18 protein-coding genes are annotated in these 19249 nt (G+C 44.4%); 11 read left to right on the top strand and 7 right to left on the bottom strand.

Going from position 1 to position 19249, the window contains the following annotated elements:
• Positions 1–11 precede the first annotated feature (11 nt).
• The 4 genes from QUA83_RS09915 to QUA83_RS09900 all read left to right on the top strand — a co-directional run bounded on the left by QUA83_RS09915 (position 12) and on the right by QUA83_RS09900 (position 3758).
• Positions 12–1316, top strand: a complete 1305-nt coding sequence (locus QUA83_RS09915; RefSeq protein WP_333292877.1) for an ATP-binding protein — start codon at positions 12–14, stop codon at positions 1314–1316.
• Positions 1317–1683: 367 nt separating this feature from the next.
• The gene (locus QUA83_RS09910) at positions 1684–2130 is read left to right on the top strand and encodes a tellurite resistance TerB family protein (protein ID WP_333292876.1); all 447 of its coding nucleotides are present in this window, start codon (positions 1684–1686) and stop codon (positions 2128–2130) included.
• 153 nt (positions 2131–2283) lie between these two features.
• Complete coding sequence (locus tag QUA83_RS09905; protein WP_333292875.1) at positions 2284–2709, top strand: thioesterase family protein; 426 nt, start codon at positions 2284–2286, stop codon at positions 2707–2709.
• 77 nt (positions 2710–2786) lie between these two features.
• The gene (locus QUA83_RS09900) at positions 2787–3758 is read left to right on the top strand and encodes a putative 2-dehydropantoate 2-reductase (protein ID WP_333292873.1); all 972 of its coding nucleotides are present in this window, start codon (positions 2787–2789) and stop codon (positions 3756–3758) included.
• A 104-nt stretch (positions 3759–3862) separates the two neighbouring features.
• Here QUA83_RS09900 and QUA83_RS09895 read toward each other — a convergent pair whose 3' ends face one another.
• The 4 genes from QUA83_RS09895 to menA all read right to left on the bottom strand — a co-directional run bounded on the left by QUA83_RS09895 (position 3863) and on the right by menA (position 8449).
• Positions 3863–5422: a 2-succinylbenzoate--CoA ligase gene (locus QUA83_RS09895; protein ID WP_333292871.1), complete on the bottom strand. Its 1560-nt coding sequence runs from the start codon at positions 5420–5422 to the stop codon at positions 3863–3865.
• A gap of 69 nt (positions 5423–5491) precedes the next feature.
• The gene (locus tag QUA83_RS09890) at positions 5492–6607 is read right to left on the bottom strand and encodes an o-succinylbenzoate synthase (RefSeq protein ID WP_333292870.1); all 1116 of its coding nucleotides are present in this window, start codon (positions 6605–6607) and stop codon (positions 5492–5494) included.
• Between the two features lie 11 nt (positions 6608–6618).
• Positions 6619–7419, bottom strand: coding sequence for a 2-succinyl-6-hydroxy-2,4-cyclohexadiene-1-carboxylate synthase (gene menH / locus QUA83_RS09885; protein WP_333292868.1), 801 nt, complete (start codon positions 7417–7419; stop codon positions 6619–6621).
• Positions 7420–7552: 133 nt separating this feature from the next.
• On the bottom strand, positions 7553–8449 hold the full coding sequence (gene menA, locus QUA83_RS09880; protein WP_333292867.1) for a 2-carboxy-1,4-naphthoquinone phytyltransferase: 897 nt from the start codon (positions 8447–8449) through the stop codon (positions 7553–7555).
• A gap of 382 nt (positions 8450–8831) precedes the next feature.
• On the opposite strand from menA, the gene QUA83_RS09875 reads away from it, so the two are divergent.
• The gene (locus tag QUA83_RS09875) at positions 8832–10265 is read left to right on the top strand and encodes an isochorismate synthase (protein ID WP_333292865.1); all 1434 of its coding nucleotides are present in this window, start codon (positions 8832–8834) and stop codon (positions 10263–10265) included.
• Positions 10266–10317: 52 nt separating this feature from the next.
• Here the strand turns inward: QUA83_RS09875 and QUA83_RS09870 are convergent, their stop codons facing one another.
• On the bottom strand, positions 10318–10617 hold the full coding sequence (locus QUA83_RS09870) for an antibiotic biosynthesis monooxygenase (RefSeq protein WP_333292863.1): 300 nt from the start codon (positions 10615–10617) through the stop codon (positions 10318–10320).
• Positions 10618–10690: 73 nt separating this feature from the next.
• Between QUA83_RS09870 and menD the strand changes: the two genes are divergently transcribed.
• Positions 10691–12631, top strand: coding sequence for a 2-succinyl-5-enolpyruvyl-6-hydroxy-3-cyclohexene-1-carboxylic-acid synthase (gene menD / locus QUA83_RS09865; protein ID WP_333292861.1), 1941 nt, complete (start codon positions 10691–10693; stop codon positions 12629–12631).
• A 121-nt stretch (positions 12632–12752) separates the two neighbouring features.
• On the opposite strand, the gene grxC is transcribed toward menD, so the two are convergent.
• Complete coding sequence (gene grxC / locus QUA83_RS09860) at positions 12753–13067, bottom strand: glutaredoxin 3 (protein ID WP_333292894.1); 315 nt, start codon at positions 13065–13067, stop codon at positions 12753–12755.
• Between the two features lie 251 nt (positions 13068–13318).
• Here grxC and QUA83_RS09855 point away from each other — a divergent pair, with 251 nt between their 5' ends.
• On the top strand, positions 13319–13534 hold the full coding sequence (locus tag QUA83_RS09855) for a hypothetical protein (RefSeq protein ID WP_190731630.1): 216 nt from the start codon (positions 13319–13321) through the stop codon (positions 13532–13534).
• A gap of 173 nt (positions 13535–13707) precedes the next feature.
• Here the strand turns inward: QUA83_RS09855 and QUA83_RS09850 are convergent, their stop codons facing one another.
• Complete coding sequence (locus QUA83_RS09850; RefSeq protein ID WP_333292860.1) at positions 13708–14568, bottom strand: transcriptional regulator; 861 nt, start codon at positions 14566–14568, stop codon at positions 13708–13710.
• A 62-nt stretch (positions 14569–14630) separates the two neighbouring features.
• Here QUA83_RS09850 and QUA83_RS09845 point away from each other — a divergent pair, with 62 nt between their 5' ends.
• Genes QUA83_RS09845 through cas5d form a run of 4 tightly spaced genes read left to right on the top strand, consistent with a single transcriptional unit; the run spans position 14631 to position 19248 of the window.
• Positions 14631–17174, top strand: a complete 2544-nt coding sequence (locus QUA83_RS09845) for a CRISPR-associated protein Csc3 (RefSeq protein WP_333292858.1) — start codon at positions 14631–14633, stop codon at positions 17172–17174.
• 6 nt (positions 17175–17180) lie between these two features.
• Positions 17181–17459, top strand: coding sequence for a hypothetical protein (locus tag QUA83_RS09840; protein ID WP_333292856.1), 279 nt, complete (start codon positions 17181–17183; stop codon positions 17457–17459).
• Positions 17460–17472: 13 nt separating this feature from the next.
• Complete coding sequence (gene cas7d, locus QUA83_RS09835) at positions 17473–18492, top strand: type I-D CRISPR-associated protein Cas7/Csc2 (protein ID WP_333292854.1); 1020 nt, start codon at positions 17473–17475, stop codon at positions 18490–18492.
• Between the two features lie 3 nt (positions 18493–18495).
• Positions 18496–19248, top strand: coding sequence for a type I-D CRISPR-associated protein Cas5/Csc1 (cas5d, locus tag QUA83_RS09830; RefSeq protein ID WP_333292852.1), 753 nt, complete (start codon positions 18496–18498; stop codon positions 19246–19248).
• Position 19249: the final 1 nt, after the last annotated feature.

Below are 19249 nucleotides of genomic sequence, written 5' to 3'. Positions count from 1 at the left end.
CAATTGCCATTATGTCAGCCCTAACTTCTGGTGCGATCGCCCAAATCCGTTACCTCCAGCGCCAAGCAGCATCCCTGCTGCTGTATCAATCAGTTCTCAAAAGCCCTGTCGGTCAAGCTTTTCTCGATTTGCTGCAAGCCCTTCACCACAGCGAAGTCAGCGGTTTGGAATGTCAGGTAGCTTACGGGAACTGGTTCAAACTTCAGGCTGCTAAAAATTTAAGCTGGAAAGATTCTCTGATTTCCGAAATTCTCAAAGACGAAAACCCCTTTTCACGCCGAGCTCAGCAAACAGATTTTGCAAGTTTGCCCCCCGCTTTGGTGGAGGCCGCCCGACATGATTTAGAAGTGCTGCAAAATATTTACGAATGCAGCAGCGAACAGTTGAGCAAGTGGGTACGGGTAGCGGGTCAACTTGACGCAGTGCCTCCGATTTGGCATTCAGAAACTGTCACAGAAAATGGCGATTTGCCGCTGCACGGAAAACTGGAAAAATGGTCGAGCGCGGCGGAATCTTTGGCCGTTTATTACCGACAGTTTGGCACGGGTTTGTTTGCCGAATATCGCGCTTTTAGGTGGCTGGGAGGGGAGTTAGCGAATATTTCGCATCCCGATGGCATAACTTTAAAAGAGTTGGTTTGCTGCGATTGGCAGCGGGATGCTCTGGTGAAAAATACGGAGTTTTTGCTGGCAGGTTATCCGGCTTTGCACGTTTTGCTGTACGGCAGCCGTGGTTCCGGCAAGTCTTCTTTGGTGAAGTCGCTATTAAATGAATTTGGATCTCGCAATCTGCGCTTGATTGAAGTATCTAAATCGGATTTGCAAGATTTGCCGCTAATTGTCGAGCAGTTGCGGGGAGTTCCTCAAAAGTTTATTATTTTTGTGGATGACCTGTCTTTTGAGGAAGATGACGATGCTTTTAAAGCTCTGAAAGTTGTTTTGGAAGGAAATGTCACTGCTCGCTCTCAAAATGTGGTAGTCTACGCCACATCTAACCGCAGGCATTTAATTCGAGAGTTTTTTGACGACAGGCCTCGCCCCCGCGATGGAGACGAGGTTCACGCTTGGGATACTGTGCAGGAAAAACTTTCATTTAGCGATCGATTTGGGTTGACTTTAACTTTTGAACCGGCCGATCAAAACACTTATTTAACAATTGTCCGACATCTGGCAGAACTTGCTGGAATTAAACTCGCTGCTGAGGATTTGGAACACCGTGCTAAAGAATGGGCAACTCGTCGCAACGGGCGATCGGGCAGGACTGCGCGGCAATTTGTTGATTTCCTGAAAGCAGATTTAGCCCTTTTTGACAAATAGATGGTCTGCGCTGGGAAGGCGGGTTTTAACTGAGATGTTACATCCTTCTCAATAAGTTTTTTATGAACAGGCAATATGCCTGTTCCACAATAAAATTCACTCTTTGTGGAACAGGCATCTTGCCTGTTACTTACAAGGGTGCAAGATGCCTGTTTTAGCCGATATATGGGAAGGCAATTCAGGATATGAATCAACCCGCCCTTACAGCACCCAAGGGCGAAATAAAAATTCTTAATTTTTTCATAATTTTATTCATAACAACTGACTAACAAAATTTGATATAATTATCAAAATCCCCAAAGAAACCTCCAGAGCCAGAACCCATCCTGACTCCATAAATCGACCACTAAATAATGAGGAAAATATCATGGGTTTATTTGATAAAGTATCGCAGACTCGCCAACAAACGGACGTAACGTTAGGGCCTGCCGAATCATTTGCGGCGATCGCGCTAATTGCCGTAGCAGCCGACGGTTACATCAATGACAGCGAAAGTAAAGCGATTAGCATGACGCTATCTCGGATGCAACTGTTCCGCAGCTATCCCGATGACGTGATGAGAAAAATGCTCGATCGCCTGCTGATGATTCTGCAACGGCAAGGAGTTGAGGTACTGTTTAATGCGGCTTTAGCAACGCTTCCCGACGAACTTAAAGAAACTGTTTTTGCTGTCACAACTGATATCGCTTTAGCCGATGGCGAGGTTTCAGAAGAAGAAGAACAACTTTTGAACGATCTTTACAGTGCCTTGGGGCTTTCCGAAGATGTTGCACTCAAGATTATAGACGTGATGTTGATTAAGAACAAAGGTTAAGAAATCAGGGGGAGGAGTGAGGAAAGCGAATTTTACAATATAAAAAATTAGCGCCTACTTACTTAGCTGATAACTTCTCCAAAAGTGCGGGTTTACCGATATGATGGTTAGTAAAATTGCGATCGAATTTGCGATCGCCAGCTACTACCTCAAATGCCTTTCACTTACACCCGTACTGTTCGCTTTCAAGATACCGATGCTGCTGGAGTCGTTTACTTTGCTAACGTTTTAGCGATGTGCCACGAAGCTTACGAGGCATCTCTAGCAGCATCTGGAATCAATCTCAAAGCATTTTTTAGCAATTCCGAGGTTGCCTTTCCCATAATTCATGCTAGTGTAGATTTTTATCGCCCAATGTTTGCGGGCGATCGGCTGACGATTCAATTGACGCCCAAACAACTTACTGGCGATGAATTTGAAATTGCCTATCAAGTATTTTCTGAGGAAGTTGCAGGAAGAAGCGCTGCTAAAGCTCTGACTAAGCACGTCTGCATCGATGCAGTTAGCCGAACTAGAAAACAGCTATCTGAAGACTTGATGCAGTGGATGAGGAAATTTGAGTTTGAGATTTCAGATTAGTTTTATCTTTAAATAATAGCAGGGTATGACAGTTAAATTTCTGTTTTGTTGATAATTATTTCTGAATTGTTGATAGTATGTCAAATCGCAATTATGCCATTGTGGGCACGGGAGCTTTAGGCGGATTCTACGGTGCTAGACTGCAACAAGCAGGTTTAGAAGTCAATTTTTTGCTTCGTAGTGATTACGATCACGTCAAAAGACACGGTTTGATTGTCGAGTCTCCCGAAGGCAACTTCACCCTCCCCCACGTCCGCGCCTACCACGACGCGCACAAAATGCCTCAGTGCGACGTAGTAATTGTAGCGCTAAAAACAACTCAAAATCACTTGTTGCCCAAAATTTTGCCTCCTTTATTAAAGGATAACGGCGCGGTTTTAGTATTGCAAAATGGATTGAATACGGAACCGGAAGTAGCTAAAATTGTTGGTGCAGAACGAGTGGTTGGCGGGCTGTGTTTTTTGTGTTCTTATAAAGTTGGGCCCGGTCACATCTGCCATTTAGATTACGGCACTATCACGCTGGGAGAATATGCCCAAGACTACAAAGCAATCGGTATTACTAATAGATTGCACCAAATTGCTGCGGACTTTAAACGTGCTCATATTCCCATAAAAATGAGCGAAGATTTGCTATTATCTAGGTGGAAAAAGCTGGTTTGGAATATTCCTTATAACGGGCTGTCTGTAGTGTTGGATGCGAGAACTGACGAACTGATGGCTAATCCCGATACTCTAATTTTAGTGGAGGAAATCATGGGGGAAGTGGTAGCGGGAGCCAAAAGTTGCGATCGCATTATTCCCGATGACTTTATCCCACAAATGCTCGAATACACTCAGAAAATGAAGCCTTACCGCACGAGCATGAAAATCGATTATGATGAATCGCGGCCCCTGGAAGTTGAGGCGATTTTGGGTAATCCGATACGAATGGCGAAGCAAGCAGGTATTAAGTTGCCCCAAATAGAGGTACTTTACCGAATGTTGAAGTTTGTGGATTTTCAAAGGCAAGAAGCGGAGAGGACGAGAAGGCTATTAGGTTTGTCGTAATTAGTCAGTTGACTGTTGACTGTTGACTGTTGACTGTTGACTGTTGTCAGGAGTCGGAAATAAGCATGAGAAATTCTGCGTTCTGCATAGATGGCGCCTAATAATTATTGATATTTGATCGCAATTTCTTGCAATTGTTCTCGATTAACTTTGCCTTGAGAATTGCGCGGCAATTGTGCGACGACTACCCAATATTTGGGTCGCTTAAACTTGCTCAACTTATCTTCTATTGCCCCTTGCAGATTTTTGACAGTAACTTCGGCATTAGCGGGAACGTAGATAGCCGTAACGACTTGACCCCAATCTTTGTCTGGCAAGCCAATTACAGCAATATCCGCAACTAAATTAGTCGATCGCACAACGGCTTCAACTTCCGCCGGAAATACATTTTCTCCGCCTGTGATAATTTTGTCGCTGCTGCGTCCGACGATATTTAAGTAGTTATTTTTATCAAAAAATCCCAAATCGTCTAATTGGAAATATTGGCGATCGCCAAAGTGTTCAGGATAATAACCCAACGCCAAAGATTTAGCATTTACCGCAATATTTCCGATTTGATTATCGCACAAAATATCGCCTTTTGCACTGCGAATCGTTATTTGAGCATGGGGTAAAGTTTGACCGGAACTGTTATTGCCCGCGAGAAAATCTTCGGGTTTTAGTGTAGCAATTTGCGAGGCTGTTTCTGTCATGCCGTAACTAGGTGCTAATTTAATTTGATAGTTTCTAGCTGTTTCTAAAAGTTCCGGCCAAGCGGGAGCACCGCCCAAAAGTACGGCACGAAACCGTCCCAGCCAATTAGCTGTATCTGGGTTTTGCAGCAGCCGTTGCAGTTGAGTTGGAACTAAAGAAATGAAAAATTCTTCTGGTTCGATGTCGCATATTTTACCATTTTCTAATTCTTTAAATGGCTGAATTGCCAGTTTTCCTCCGGTAGTAAAGGAACGCATAAATTGCATTAAACCGCTGACATGATATAATGGCAGAACGCAGAACGAGTTGATTTTTTCAACTTGAAAATATTGTTGAAAACCTTGCACTGATGCTGTTAGCGTTTCCCAAGTGTGGATGGCAAAACGAATTTTTCCTGAAGAACCGCCGGTGGGAATCATGATTGATGGTAATGGGTAATTGGTAATGGGTAATTGGTGAGGGTTTTTATTTTGGTCAGTTGGAGATGCGCTTAATCTGAAATCTTGCACCATTCTCAAGAACAGGCAAGATGCCTGTTCCACAAGGAGTGAATTTGATTGTGGGGAGTAGGGGTTGGGCATCTTGCCCGCCCCTATAAGACTTATTGAGAATGGTGCAAGATGTGAGATTAATTGCATTTTCTTGAGATTTTCCAGTGCATTTTGCCCAAAAAATATGTCGGGTTGGACTAAATCAAAGACTTGTTGCCATTCTGGTTTTACCCAGTTGGGATTGCAGAGAAAAATCGGGCATTTGGCGGCGCGGGCGGCGATGAAACTGGCAAGAAATTGCACGGGTTCTGGTTCGGCGAGGCAAATTTTTGGGGGTATTTTTTGTGCGGGATTTTGGGTTATTTCTTGAAATAGCCGATCGACAATTCGGGCAAATTCGCGACTGTCACAACCGATAAGCCAATTATCGGGCAAGCCAGCCGCCATATCCAGGATATTTACTGTGAGATTTGTTGCCATAGATGCTTTCACCAAGTTTCTCGATTCAAAACAATTACCTAACCCGCTTGATTTAGTCGTGGGAGTAATCTAAAATCTAAAATCTAAAATCGAATGGTTGTCATCGAACCAGCAATCGGTGCCGAAGCCGACTGCTCTCTTATTTACAGATAATTCTGTTGCTAAATTTAATGCTGCTTGTCTGCCGATTTCGGTTTCAAATACTGATGAGAAAACAGCGTCTATATTGTGAGTTTGACAAAATTTTCGCAGTTGGGATGGGGAACCAGCAATCGCAGGTTTAATGACGAAAATGCCCCGCCAGCCTTGGCTGTAGCACTCTTGGATGCGATCGAGGTTGGCGGCAGATTCATCAAGGGCGATCGGAGTTGCATAAATAGCATTCAATTCTACCATTTCCTGAAACTGTGTTACGGGCAGCGGCTGTTCCAAAAATTCAATGTCTGCGGAAAAGTCGGGAGTTGCGTTTACCTTGTCGCAAGCTTCCAGCCATGTTTTAGCCTGCGAGTAACTGAGTCCCCCGTTGGCATCTAACCGCAAAAATGCCGATTCTCGATCGCACAAATTGTGCATTGCTTCGATTAGTTGCTGAAAAATCTTTAATTCTTCCTCAATTGCAGCAACGCCAATTTTCCATTTAAATGTCCGATATCCCTCTAACCAAAGCATTGGTAAAGCCTGCAAAGCTGTTTCACCTGCTGGCAATAAACCGCTGAACCGATTTTTTTCTTCCTCATTCCCAACCTCTCTCGATTGGTGACTGCTTAAGACTGAACCCGCAATCAATGTCGATTTTATGCGAAGTCTAGATCCCCCTAAATCCCCCTTAATAAGGGGGACTTTGAGAATATTTCTTGTCCCCCCCTTATTAAGGGGGGTTAGGGGGGATCTAGAGTTTGATAGTGCTGACTCAAAGCCAAATTGACAAGCCGGCAATTCAGCGGAAATAGCAAAAATCATCTCTGATGAAATATTACCTGGCAACTGGTGACAAAAATCTAAAGCTTGCTCACAAGTTTCCGAACCAAACCAACTCAAAGGAGCAATTTCTCCCCAACCAATTTGATTATTTTCGTCCACAAGTCGCAGGATAATTCCTTCACGAATATCCCAAATGCCGTGACTTGTTTGCAAGGGGCGCTTAAATTTTCGCTGATAAGTGCGAAACTCGAATTGATAAAGCATTAGTTTTTTAGTTAATCATAAAATTGTCTCACAAGTGCGACAAACGTATCAATATTTTCAATATGGATATTGTGGCCAGCTTTGGGTACAATTTCCAGAGCAGCGGCCGGACACAAGCTGGCAATTTCGGTATTTATAGTTGTAAATTTATCATCATATTCTCCCGCTAGCAAGAGGATGGGGATTTGATTTTGTGGGAGTTTTTCCCAGAGAGAGGGCTGGTTGCCGATTCCCATGTTGCGGAGGGATTTGGCTAATTCTAAGGGATTGTTTGCTAAGCGGGTTTCTATGAGTTTGTCGAAGTGGGGAGAGTTTTTTAAAGATTGGAATAAAGGGATCTCGTACCAGTTTAATAAAAAATCTTTAATGTTGCTATTTTCCAGCTTTTGTGCTAGCTGTAAATCTGCTTCCCGGCGGTGCGATCGCTCTTTTTCGGTCTTCAATCCTGGAGAAGCTGACTCTAACACTACTTTCTCGAATCTTTCTGGAAAATGTAATGTCATATAAAGTGCCAATCGCCCGCCCATTGAATAGCCCAATAACAAACATTTGTCTATTTGTAAATCATCTAATAATTCGATCAATGCTTTGGCTGTATTTAGCATATTGTAGCAATTTTCTTCGCCGCTGACTCTGGTTTTTCCGTGGCCGGGAAGGTCAACTGCTAGACAGCAATAACTGTTAGAAAGTAAGGGAATGACGTTGCCAAAGTCTTGACTGCTGCCCGTGAATCCATGCAAAAATAGAATTGTCTGCTGATTATTGTTGCCCGTTAAGGAATAGTGAAAGTTATAATTATTAATTTTTTCCATATACAAATATACGATTCAATGTGAGGTACGGATTGCTGAATTAAACAAGATTTTGAGAAGTCACCCAACTCCACGAACTCCCTCAACTTAGCAAACCATACCTCCAATTTACCGGAATTCTCGATCGCCCGATCTACAAAGCAAACCCCAACGCCAGCAGCAATCCGCTCGAAAAATGCAGCGTAACTGCGATAAACTTAGAGTTGCTGACCTTTGCCGGTTGGTCGTGATAGTCTGTGACATGGCGGCAAAGGTCGATCGCAAATGGCAAACTCCCAAAAATCAACAGCGTCCAAATTGGGAACATTCCCAAAGCCACAAATAGCACAGTCAAAGCATAAACGCTGCCGCACAACCACTGCAACAACTGGGCACCTTTTTTCGTACCGAGTCGCACAATTGGCGATTTTTTGCCGGCCGCAAAATCATCCGCAATTTGATGAAAGTGGGAACAAAATAAGATGATACTCGTAGTAATTCCCACGATTACCGAAGCCGCCCAATTAGTTGCAGACCCAGTTTGAGTCTGACTGTAATAAGCAGCGGCGAGGGCTAACGGCCCAAAAGTGAAAAAGCAGATGATTTCTCCCAAACCCTGATAGCCAAGACGAAACGGAGGCCCTTGATAAGTGTAGCCGAGAGCACAGCACAAAACTACCAGCAAAATTACTGTTGGGTCTTGTTGCCACCAGGAAATAGCGCAGATTCCCGACACTCCAATTGCTAAAAATAGATTTGCCAGCCCGAAAATTAAAGCTTTATTTCCGGTTAAATTAACTAGGGAATGTGCTTTGTTTTTATCAATTCCTGTTTCCGAGTCAAATACATCATTGCTGAGATTCAGCCATGCTATAATCAAAATGGCTGAAATTAAAAATGTCGCAAAAATTGACGAATTGATCGTTTTAGTTTCGGCAAAAGCAATTGCCGTTCCTACTGAAATAGGAATCACCGCAACGCTGTACATGGGCGGCTTGATTGCCGCCAGCCACAATTTACTATTTGGACGTTCAATTAACTTTGTTGTCATCACACAAACTTGATTCAATTGATAGCAGTTTAGTAATTTTACAATTTTATTGGTGAACAAAGTCTACTCTCTATCGGGTTGAGTGCGCGGCAGACATCCACACAGAGGCTGTGGCGGTACTCAAACAGCGCAAGTAGCCCATCTGTAAACCTCTGCGGGGGCGATCGACTTTTGCGAAATTTAGCCGATCGATCTTAAAGTTTTGTGTCTAAATGTTTCGATCGATCGCCCGACGGTCGGTTTTTTTCCCCAACAGAGCCCAAACAGGGAGGGAAACTCAAAAGGTCGTGTTTTGCGATCGCCCTCCCGTGCTTAGATCGAAATAGGGGTTTTAGCCGGACAAACCCACACTCTATCTGACAAATCTGCTATTCTCGCTTTCATGACAGTAATACCGCACCGCGCTAATCTCTTGCAAGACCGCAATCAACTGCATCAGTTTCTGTTAAATTGCCAGCAGTCTTTAACCGAAAAAGATCGCACAAAAATAGTTAGTATTTCTCAGGAAATTTATCCCCTCGATCCGCTAGCTGTACTGCAAGAGATTTCCGAACCTTGTCAGCGGCACTTTTACTTTGAAAAAAGAAACCCAATTGTCGGCAAAAGTTTTGCAATTGCCGCCCTTGATTCGGCAATCCATCTCACAGTAGCAGGAACCGATCGCTTTGCTAAAGCTCAAAACTTTATTCGCTCAACACTTGCGAGTACAATTACCATTGGTGCGGAACGCTTGCCCTTCAGCGGGCCTCACTTTTTTTGTAGCTTTGCTTTTTTTGATGAGAACATTGCCGCTAATTCTTACTTTCCGCCCGCCACCTTATTTTTACCCAAATGGCAAATTAGTAGACAAAAAGATAGCTGCATTCTCGTCGCAAACACTATAATAGAAAAAGAGCTAAACGTTAAAAACATAGCAGAAAATATTTGGCAAACCTTCGATAAAATTGCAGCTCGTAAATACCCTAAATTAACTACTGCGATCGACAGTTCAATATCTTTGAAACAAATCCCCGTCAATGATGCCAATCAATTCAAAGCATCAGTCAAGTCTGCTTTAGAATTGATTGCATCTAATTATTTTAGTAAAATTGTTTTATCTCAAGCCATAAATGTGATTGCTCAAACCCCTTTCAGTTTAATAGATTCATTAAACAACTTGCGCCTCAGCTATCCAGATTGCTATGTATTTTCAACCAGTAACGGCAAAGGACAAAATTTTATCGGTGCCAGTCCAGAACGCTTAATTAGCATTCACAACAATCAGTTATTAACAGATGCTTTAGCAGGTTCGGCACCGAGGGGAAAAACTGAGGCGGGAGATGCGAAATTAGCCCAGGGATTGGTAGAAAGCGAGAAAGATATTCGAGAACATCAAGTTGTGATTGACTTTATTGTCGATCGCCTGTCTAAACTCGGCATAACTCCCAATTTTTCCCCAGTGCCCAGACTGCTGCAACTATCAAACATTCAGCATTTGTGGACACCCATCACAGCTCAAATTCCCCCTGATATTCATTTATTAAAGATTTTAGCTCAACTGCATCCAACCCCAGCGGTAGCAGGCGTGCCGAGAGATATTGCCCTCGAACAAATTCGCCGTTGCGAAAGCTGCGATCGCTCTTTGTACGCAGCACCCCTGGGCTGGATCGATCGCAGGGGAAACGGCGAATTTGCCGTCGGCATTCGATCGGCATTAATCGATGGCGATCGGGCTATACTTTATGCTGGTGCTGGTATTGTTGCCGGTTCGGAACCAGAGAAAGAACTAGCAGAAATTCAGCTCAAATTACAACCACTTTTAAATGCTTTAGTTTAATTCAGCTAATGTGCAGAATGTAGAGTTGTCTGGCTAATTAATTGAGTCTGTGTTAATGTTTAATTTTTACCTCCTCAAAATGTTCTACTATGGGAAAAGGATCGTAAAAATGGTGAAGCATTCTTTTCCACTCTTGATATTCAGCGGAATTCCTAAATCTAATTGTATGAGCTTCTAAATTTTCCCATCTCACCAATAATAGATATTTTCCTTGAACTTCTGTGCAGCGATGAAGTTCGTGAGATAAATATCCATCTATAGACGCTATCAGACTGGAAGCTTCTCTAAAAGCTATCTCAAAATCACCCTCACAGCCAGATTTGACATTAATCACAACCGCCTCAAGAATCATAAAAATGTATCCTGACAATTATTTGGGTATAATATCCTAGCACAATACAGAGTTGAGCTACTCAGGTTTAGCAATGCCAATAGATTTTCGCAACACAAATACCGTCTGGGCTTCCGTATTAGCAGAAACTTTGCAGCGGTTGGGATTAACTACCGCCGTGATTTGTCCCGGTTCGCGATCGGCACCGCTAACAATAGCCTTTGCTCAAAACAACAAAATAGAAACTCTTCCCATACTCGACGAACGTTCAGCCAGCTTTTTTGCATTAGGAATTGCCAAAAAATCCGGTTTGCCAACCGCACTAATTTGCACATCGGGAACCGCTGCAGCCAACTTTTATCCGGCAATAATAGAAGCGAGAGAAAGTCGAATTCCACTGCTAATATTCACCGCCGATCGACCTCCCGAACTGCGGGACTGTCACGCCGGACAAGCGATCGACCAAGTGAAAATATACGGCAATTATCCGAACTGGCAAGCCGAATTAGCGATACCTTCTGCGTCCAGAGGAATGCTAGACTATCTGCGGCAGACGATCGTGTATGCTTGGGAGCGATCGCAATTTCCAACACCCGGCCCCGTCCACCTCAACATCCCCTTTCGCGACCCGCTTGTACCCGTTCCAGACATAGCTGTAGAAGCTTTAGAAACAGAATTTAATCCCGAACATTTCTTTGGAGGATTAGAACCAATTTTCGCCGGAGAAAGCTCTACCCCGCCCTTGTTAAGGGGGGGAGAAAAAAGTACAATGCAACAATGGCAAAAGTGCAGCAAAGGGATTATTATTGCAGGCGTTGCACAGCCTCAATGTGCCGAAAAATACTGTAGTGCGATCGCCCAAATTTCCAAATCTTTAAACTGGCCAGTTTTAGCAGAAGGACTATCCCCAGTCAGAAACTACGCCCAACTAAACCCCCATCTAATTTCCACCTACGATTTAATCCTGCGAAACCGCGAACTAGCAGATAAATTAACCCCAGAAATCGCCATTCAAATCGGAGACTTACCCACAAGCAAAGAACTCCGAAACTGGCTAGACAAAACCCAACCAAAACGCTACATAATCGACCCCAGCCACCACAACTTCGATCCGCTACACGGCCAAACAATTCACCTGCGAACCTCCCCAGAAAATCTCGCAACTAATCTCGCAACTATATTAACTCTTGTCCCCCCCCTTATTAAGGGGGGGTTAGGGGGGGATCGATCCCCTGCTACCACTGCTATTTCCCCTCAAATCACCCCCCTAAACAAGGATGAATCAACTCAAATCCCCCCCCTTAGCAAGGGCGAGTCAACTCTTGTCCCCCCCCTTAGCAAGGGGGGGTTAGGGGGGGGTCAAACCTCTCCATCAAACGAATATCTCGAACTTTGGCGCAACACCGAAACCCAAGTCAGACAAACAATAGACCAAAAAATCTCAGCAATTAACAACATAATTGAACCGAAAGTTTCCTGGCTGCTTTCCCAAATTTTGCCACCTGGAACACCGATATTTATTGCCAACAGTATGCCCGTCCGAGATGTAGAGTTTTTCTGGAAGCCGAACAACTTAGAAATCAAAGCCTTTTTCAATCGCGGCGCTAACGGTATAGACGGCACATTATCAACAGCTTTGGGAATGGCTCACCGCAATCAAAGCAGCATCATGCTAACAGGCGATTTAGCACTTTTGCACGATACAAACGGTTTTTTAATTAAGAATAAATTTGTCGGTCATCTGACAATCATATTAATTAATAACAACGGTGGCGGGATTTTTGAAATGTTGCCAGTTGCCAAATTTGACCCGCCCTTTGAAGAGTTTTTTGCCACGCCGCAGCAGATAAATTTTGCTCAGTTGTGTGCAACTTATGGCGTGGAACACGAGGTAATTGAGGATTGGCAACAGTTCAAAGAAAAATTAAATTTGCTGCCAAATAGCGGGATTCGCGTCTTAGAATTGCAAACAGACAGGCGATCGGATGCTAAATGGCGGCAAGATAATTTAGGTAAATTTGCCAAAGATTTGTAGTCAAGACTTTTGTCAATAAGCCTTTCGCGGGCGGGCAAGATGCCCACCCCACAGGCAGAAAATTCACTCTTTGTGGAACAGGCCGGAAAGCCTGTTCTTGGGAATGCTGCAATATCTCAGTTTAAACTGCTGGTTGAGCTAGCAGCGGATCTAACTGTCCTTCTGCATCAAGTTTGTGAATGTCATCGCAGCCGCCTACGTGTTGCTTATTAATGAAAATTTGGGGTACGCTGCGGCGTCCGTTAGCGCGATCGGCCATGGCTTTTCTAGCTGCTTCGTCGCCATCAATTTTGTATTCCGTGAAATTTACGCCTTTCCACCACAGCAAAGTTTTGGCGCGGATGCAGTAGGGACAGGTTTGCCAAGTATAGATTTCCACATTGGCTTTGATGCGATCGGGCTTGCGGCCCAAAAGAGGATTGAGAAAATCAAGCATTTTCATTACGGGGGTAAGGGTGGAACTCATTTAGAAATCATACCCAATGTATAAATTCCGCTGCTATGGGCGCATCTGCCAGAGGTGGGTTTTAAGCTGTCGGGCGATCGCATTGTGACCCAAGTCACAACTTTACTCTACTCGGATCACTGGCTTTCACCCTAGAGAATCACCTTCGCGGCCTCATTAATATCACCGATATTTAGAGGAAACCAGAAGATGATAAATATATCGAATTCAACCGCACTGCCATGCACCCCGTACAACTCCTCCCCGGCGCTATCTCTGAAATCCTCGCTTCTGTAACCGATACAGGCGTTTTGACTCTGGCGGATCGCTACGGTTTGATGGCCGCCACCTTCGACGACTCTCTGAATGACGAAGACAGAGGCTGTGTCAACCGCTTGCTGCGGGCGGTGCTCAGAGGCCGAGTGAAAGTAGTCAACGAACTTTCAGCAGCATTCTAATCGGGATTTGAAGTTTTGTTCTGAAGGCAAGGTGAGTCAGCGGTAGATAAAAATAGTGGAAACTCAGGCAGGAGTGGAAACAGCGGTAATTTGAATTCGATATAAAGTTTTCTCCTCTAACTCAACAACGGTTTATTTGTCAAAGCAGCCTTTACAGGCTGCTTTTTTTTGATCTAATCGCGGATTTCGAGGTTGTACTGGCGGCAGAGGGCGATCAGTTTTTGTTGGAATCGATCGCGCACGCTGTCTGGAGAGACAATAACGCAGTCTTCCCAATACCGCGATACTTCCCGTATCAGCCAAAAAGGATTAGAGACATTCCGCACGACTTGGCGGATATCTCCCACGACTTCATTGCTGATATCTCTTGCCCTCGCTTCGTAGGCTTTCACCATGCCACGATAAAAGTGTAAGTACACTTTTAAATAATCCAAGCCTTCATCGCGCCACTTTCCGTCTGTTTTGACGATCGACTGAATGCGATCGAACCGCAAACAGCGATTGTGGATGAGTTCGGGATAATCGGGATTTTTGATGTCATCAGTCTCTTCGCACCAAATTTCTAGGTAAAAGCGCTTTTCTTCAAAGGAAATCTCGGCATAGCGGGCTGTATATGCCAAATTCTCTCCTTTGGGATTGCGGTACAGAACCAGAAAGGGTTGTGCGTCGTTGATGTATTCTTCGGCTTGAATGCGCCACGCTGCGGTGGGCTGGATGACTTGTTGGAGGAGCGATTGGCGCAGGGGGGCTGCGAGGTTTCCCCGACTTACAAGCAGTTGCGAAACTGATCGCGCTTGCTCAACATAGCCTGAGTCGATCAGCAGTCTGATGCCTTGTTGTAAGGCTGCGACTTCGGTGGAGTTGAGGGTGAAGGGTTCACCAACTTCTAACTTGTGCTGAGCGATCGCGACCAATAACCCCGATACGCTGGGACTTTTGCCCCATTTGATACCGAGGCGAAGGGCGATCGCCTCTAGCTGTTCCTTGGTTTCCGGCGGGACTGAAAGGGTGAGTGCTTCTTTTTTTCGCGGCATTTTTCAAAATATACTTGCACTTATAAAAATACGTGCTATATTGATTTTATTGTAAATAGTAATTGCCTACACACCCAGAAAGTACAATCATTGCACTTACAGAAGTTGTTGGCAACTCAAAAGCTTGTCCCAAGCAGGAAATTTTACATGAGGAATCGATCGTGTCAAACCAGCGCCGACTTTTGAACCGTCCTCCCAAAACCTTAGAAGAACGGTATTTCAGCGAAATTCGACCCCAGCTTTACAAACGTCACGCAGCCCATCACCAGTACGGCGTCAGGGAAGGGACAACCCTTGCAGAACATCTTGACTCCGCCTGTCAGTTCATGTTGACAGTCAGCCACATCGGGGGAGTCCCCGAAGACAAGCGACCTGTACTGCTAGCAGCAACCGCCGTTCACGACCTGAATAAACTCGATTTATCGGGACAAAAACGCAATGTGCAAACTCTGGCTAGAAATCGGGAATTTTTACAAGAACAGTTAGAAAAAGCTTGCGTACTCAGCTTTGTGGTCACAGAAGATGACTTTGAATTAGCCCGAAAGTTGATAGAACGCCACTCAGGTCACAACCGCAGTGATGCGGCGATATTTTTACCCGAAGATCCGGCGATCGATCGCTGGGCCGCAATGTTAACAGGGGCGGATTTATTCGATTTAGGAATTGCTGAATCCGAACGTTTTCGGAAAGTTCAAAAAGAATTAACCGTTGCCTTTAATCGTCCCAGCAAACTTTTTCGAGTGCGGGTATCTGAAGACAGAGGTTACATCACAGCTTTGTTGCTGGGGGCTTGCGAAGAAGTTTTGCAACAATACGGGTTGACTCCATTAGCAATTTTTCCCGATGGAGAACTGTTTGAGGGAGAAACTTTGCCAACTGTTGATTTAACAACAAAAATAGCCGCTTGTTGGCAAGGAAAAATTGACGGAGTTTTTGGTAATAATATCGAACGGTTGGTACGGGCGACCAAAGATGGGATTAAAGTTGCTCAATCAGCCATCCAGCAAAATGTTGAGGAAGTGCTGCTAAACGTGCAGGCTTTATTGGAGAAGAAAAAAGCTGGATTCAAGGCGGATAAAATCAATAAAGATATTGCCAAATGGGGCGATACTGCGGGTGCAGATGCCGTGCAAAATGCAGCAGCCATTGGTTTGCTGGCTGTTGGCAGTGCAGAAGAATTTGCGATCGCCGAAGGATTGAAAGCGGCTTATCTCAGCTATCGAGAAGCAGGAATTAATCCGAAAGAAGTTTGGGACAAAATTGCCGATCGTGTTGGCATTTCACAACAGCAAAGAGCAGCACTTGAACCTTTTAACGGACAATACGGGCGACCTTTATTTGCAGCAACAGCCGCTCATAAAGGATTAGAGGGCATTCTCGAAGCACTGCGCGAATCTTTCCAATTGCGAAAAGAAAGCACCCACAAACCAGAGACATCTGAGGCTTCAGAAGAAATAATCGCAGCAGTTGCCAAAACTTTAAGTTTACCGTTAGCGCAGCCCTCGGAGAGGATCGCACTTCAATGGAACGGAATAGACGAACTGAATGCTTATATAGAAGCAAATCCTCGAAAACGCTGTTCTCTTGGGTCTACTTTCAGCGAAACAGACGACTTAGTTTCTGGCCATATGCCGCCCGGTACAAAAGTTCAAGTTTTCTCAAATCGCTTACCCGGTGGAAGCGGCGCAGAACCAAAAAGGCAAGCAGACTCAATGGCAGCCTTGGCTTATCAGCTAATGGCAATAGGCGCAAATTTTCCGGCTGCCAATAAAAAAGACCCGATCTATTTGCACCTAGCATTACCGAAAGGTTCTTCTCCAGAATTACTCAGAATTTGGCGAGAACATTTGAAACAACTTGCTGCTACAAATGCTGAAGGCGGTACAGTAACAGTTGACGAGTTTAAGCTGTACAAAGACAATATTCTGGAATTCAAGCCTAACAAAGTTGTAGGAATTGCTTTTCCCAAACGTCCAGAATTTATCCACGCAACTGTTACCGAAGCCTTAGTTTGGGGAGATGCTAATGCTTCTGTTGCCTTGCTCAAGTCACTGCGACTAGCTTTAGAATTATCCTTATCCTTAGAGTTTGGCTTTCCCTTTACTCTCAGTAGCAATTTAGAAGTAGAAATATCATCAGATATTTACGGGCGAGTAGAGGGAATTCCGGCTGCACTCCAAACTTTGCTAGGAAGCGGACAATACAGCCGTCAAGAAGCCGAAGAAATCCTCAAGCGCCTGCGCTGTATCGGTCAACTAGCGATCGCAGTTGCCAGCATTCAGAAAGCCGATGATTGTTTGTACGATTTAGCCCGTGCAGCCGCACAACCTTTTGACCTTTATTATGTGCTGCTGCGCTGGACTTTGCGAGAACAAGATGAACCTAATCTGAGTGTAATTTGGAGTCGCACTCGCGAACCTTTGAATAGTTTACTGGAGAGTCTTATGCCCAATGAAAATGCACTTTTAACCCAATATCTCAAAGAAGCTGCTCAAATAGCGGCGGCTGCTAACCTCAAGGGAAGTTCTTTCAAACGCACGTCTTTAGCAGAACCATTCACTGATTTTACAGCAGCAGTGCGCTCTCAAAAGCCTTACATGGATTGAGAGTTTATGTTTGCATCTCTAGTGCAGCAGTACCACACTCGCCTCGATCGAATTCGCGATCACGTTGTAGGTGCAACTAAGCGCGAACAAATCAAGCAATATTACGACATTTTGCGAAAGCTTTATGAGGAAGTTTATCAAGCGCGTCCAGAGAAACTTCTCTCCGATAAAGACAAGCTTGAAGCTGCATATTTGTTTTTCTGGCAAGAAGCATATCAGCAGCTTCCCAAAAGAAAGTCTGAAGATAACTCGGATGACTCTGTTGACACCACCACATCTGTTTAATTAGGAGGTTCCCATGTCAATTAACAAACTAAATCCTGTTCTTGCTCCCAGTTACGAAAATTTTCCCAAAGGGCGAATTGTCAGTTTAATTGTTCTCAGGACAACCCATTCTGAAACTATTTTTCGCACAGAAGGTTCAGGCGAACCAATGTGCAGCGAATTTGTGCCTGCTGGTTTAGAAGATAAAAAGACAATCGTGCAACGTTTGGTGATGACTAAGCGCAAACAGGTAGCACCAGAAAGGCGCAGGGGGCGCGAATTCTTAAGAGCTCACGAACTTCTTTATACAAGTCCAAAAGAAGGTGCTCTTTGTTCGCTAAACACCAATGCACCTTGCGAAATGTGCGTCGATTGTTTTCTGTACGGTTTTGCTGCTGGAGGCGGCGGCGCTCAAAAAAGCCGGGTTTGGACTGAAGATGCTTTTAGTATTTTGACTGCGGGTCAAGCTGTGGGCGATCGCACGATCAATGCTATCTTTGAAAACGGCACAATGCGCGATGAAAATCGCAAAGCATCAACCGCTTTGAATACCAGTGAATATATCAAACCTGGAGTCCATTTTATTGATGTCGTCACCCTCAAAGATGTTACGGCTGACGAGTTGCGTTATGCGATCGGCAATATTCTGCTAACAAGTCGCTACGGAGCTGTTTCCAGCCGCGTCGGACGGATGGAAAACCAGATATTAGGTGTATTTGGCAGCATTGCCGAACTTCCTAGTTCTCTAGAATTGGTACAAGCTACCTATGATGCTTTGCCAAAGCCTTTAGAACATCCTTTCGATACTGATGTATTGAGTGCAGCAATCAAGCAAGTCATTTCAAATTGGACTCAAAAGCGCGGAGTTTCGATGCAGCTTTCGGAAGATGAATTAACAAGTTTAATGGCAGACGTAGACCGTCATTGGTCTGAGAGTGAACGTGATGATTTTCTGAAGCGATTGGATAAATCTTACCAGCCTTTCCGTCTGCCTCCTGCTGAGAAAAAGGGCAAAGGCAAAAGTAAAAAGACACCTGTAGAAACAGAGAGTTAATCTATGTCAACACTTCCGTTTGAAAAGGCAAAAATAGTCGAGCTGTGGTGTGCAGAACCAGTCTTTTTTGCCTCTAGGGAGTTGTCTGATACCTATTACACTGAAGGTGCGATCGGGAACTATGCCCTTGCCTATGCTTTTGGCTGGGTACGTTCCCCCTATCGCCTTCAAGGTGAGGCAACAGGACGACCAACCTACAAAGAAGATTTAGAATCAATAGCACAAGCTTGTTATGTATTGCCAGCTTCGCCAATCAACGGCAGAGTAACATTCAGATTTGAGCGGTTCAACGCACTTTCTGATGCTTATTGGTACGCGATGACTAATAACCGCGTCGCGACAGCCCGTGAAGATTTACCAATTCAAAGACAAGGGAAAAAACCGAGTTCATTTAGAGCAAGTAATTTTCCTCAAACCGGACGGTTGCGGATGATTGAACGTGGCAATAAATTTCAAACTGTGGTGTTTGGGAATTGCGAATTACCCGATTATATTCGCGTGGGTAAATTCATGAGTAAAGTCAAAGTGAATGTTTTATCTGAACTTGAAATAGCTGTTTTGCCGAGCGGCTATTATCAAAGTCAGGCTTATTTAAGTGTAGCCGATCTCCCGCCTAATTTAGAGCTTTTGTCATTCGATTTAATTTCGATGCCACCAGCACCTTTGCTGAAAAACCTTTCCTTCCGAGGTGCGGCTTGGCAGATTGGTGAAATAATTGTTCCCGCCAATTTATATTTCTGTTGCGGAGGCAGATAAA

It is taken from the genome of Microcoleus sp. K1-B1 (genome assembly GCF_036704705.1).
Classification (GTDB): domain Bacteria; phylum Cyanobacteriota; class Cyanobacteriia; order Cyanobacteriales; family Microcoleaceae; genus Microcoleus.
Note: the sequence above shows the minus strand (reverse complement) of the source record. Positions and strands in the feature narration are given on the sequence as shown.

Coding starts and splice junctions, on each gene's coding strand:
- QUA83_RS09915 (WP_333292877.1), top strand. CDS start 12: ATGTCAGCCCTAACTTCTGGTGCGATCGCCCAAATCCGTTACCTCCAG.
- QUA83_RS09910 (WP_333292876.1), top strand. CDS start 1,684: ATGGGTTTATTTGATAAAGTATCGCAGACTCGCCAACAAACGGACGTA.
- QUA83_RS09905 (WP_333292875.1), top strand. CDS start 2,284: ATGCCTTTCACTTACACCCGTACTGTTCGCTTTCAAGATACCGATGCT.
- QUA83_RS09900 (WP_333292873.1), top strand. CDS start 2,787: ATGTCAAATCGCAATTATGCCATTGTGGGCACGGGAGCTTTAGGCGGA.
- QUA83_RS09895 (WP_333292871.1), bottom strand. CDS start 5,422: ATGGCAACAAATCTCACAGTAAATATCCTGGATATGGCGGCTGGCTTG.
- QUA83_RS09890 (WP_333292870.1), bottom strand. CDS start 6,607: ATGCTTTATCAATTCGAGTTTCGCACTTATCAGCGAAAATTTAAGCGC.
- menH (WP_333292868.1), bottom strand. CDS start 7,419: ATGGAAAAAATTAATAATTATAACTTTCACTATTCCTTAACGGGCAAC.
- menA (WP_333292867.1), bottom strand. CDS start 8,449: ATGACAACAAAGTTAATTGAACGTCCAAATAGTAAATTGTGGCTGGCG.
- QUA83_RS09875 (WP_333292865.1), top strand. CDS start 8,832: ATGACAGTAATACCGCACCGCGCTAATCTCTTGCAAGACCGCAATCAA.
- QUA83_RS09870 (WP_333292863.1), bottom strand. CDS start 10,617: ATGATTCTTGAGGCGGTTGTGATTAATGTCAAATCTGGCTGTGAGGGT.
- menD (WP_333292861.1), top strand. CDS start 10,691: ATGCCAATAGATTTTCGCAACACAAATACCGTCTGGGCTTCCGTATTA.
- grxC (WP_333292894.1), bottom strand. CDS start 13,067: ATGCTTGATTTTCTCAATCCTCTTTTGGGCCGCAAGCCCGATCGCATC.
- QUA83_RS09855 (WP_190731630.1), top strand. CDS start 13,319: ATGCACCCCGTACAACTCCTCCCCGGCGCTATCTCTGAAATCCTCGCT.
- QUA83_RS09850 (WP_333292860.1), bottom strand. CDS start 14,568: ATGCCGCGAAAAAAAGAAGCACTCACCCTTTCAGTCCCGCCGGAAACC.
- QUA83_RS09840 (WP_333292856.1), top strand. CDS start 17,181: ATGTTTGCATCTCTAGTGCAGCAGTACCACACTCGCCTCGATCGAATT.
- cas7d (WP_333292854.1), top strand. CDS start 17,473: ATGTCAATTAACAAACTAAATCCTGTTCTTGCTCCCAGTTACGAAAAT.
- cas5d (WP_333292852.1), top strand. CDS start 18,496: ATGTCAACACTTCCGTTTGAAAAGGCAAAAATAGTCGAGCTGTGGTGT.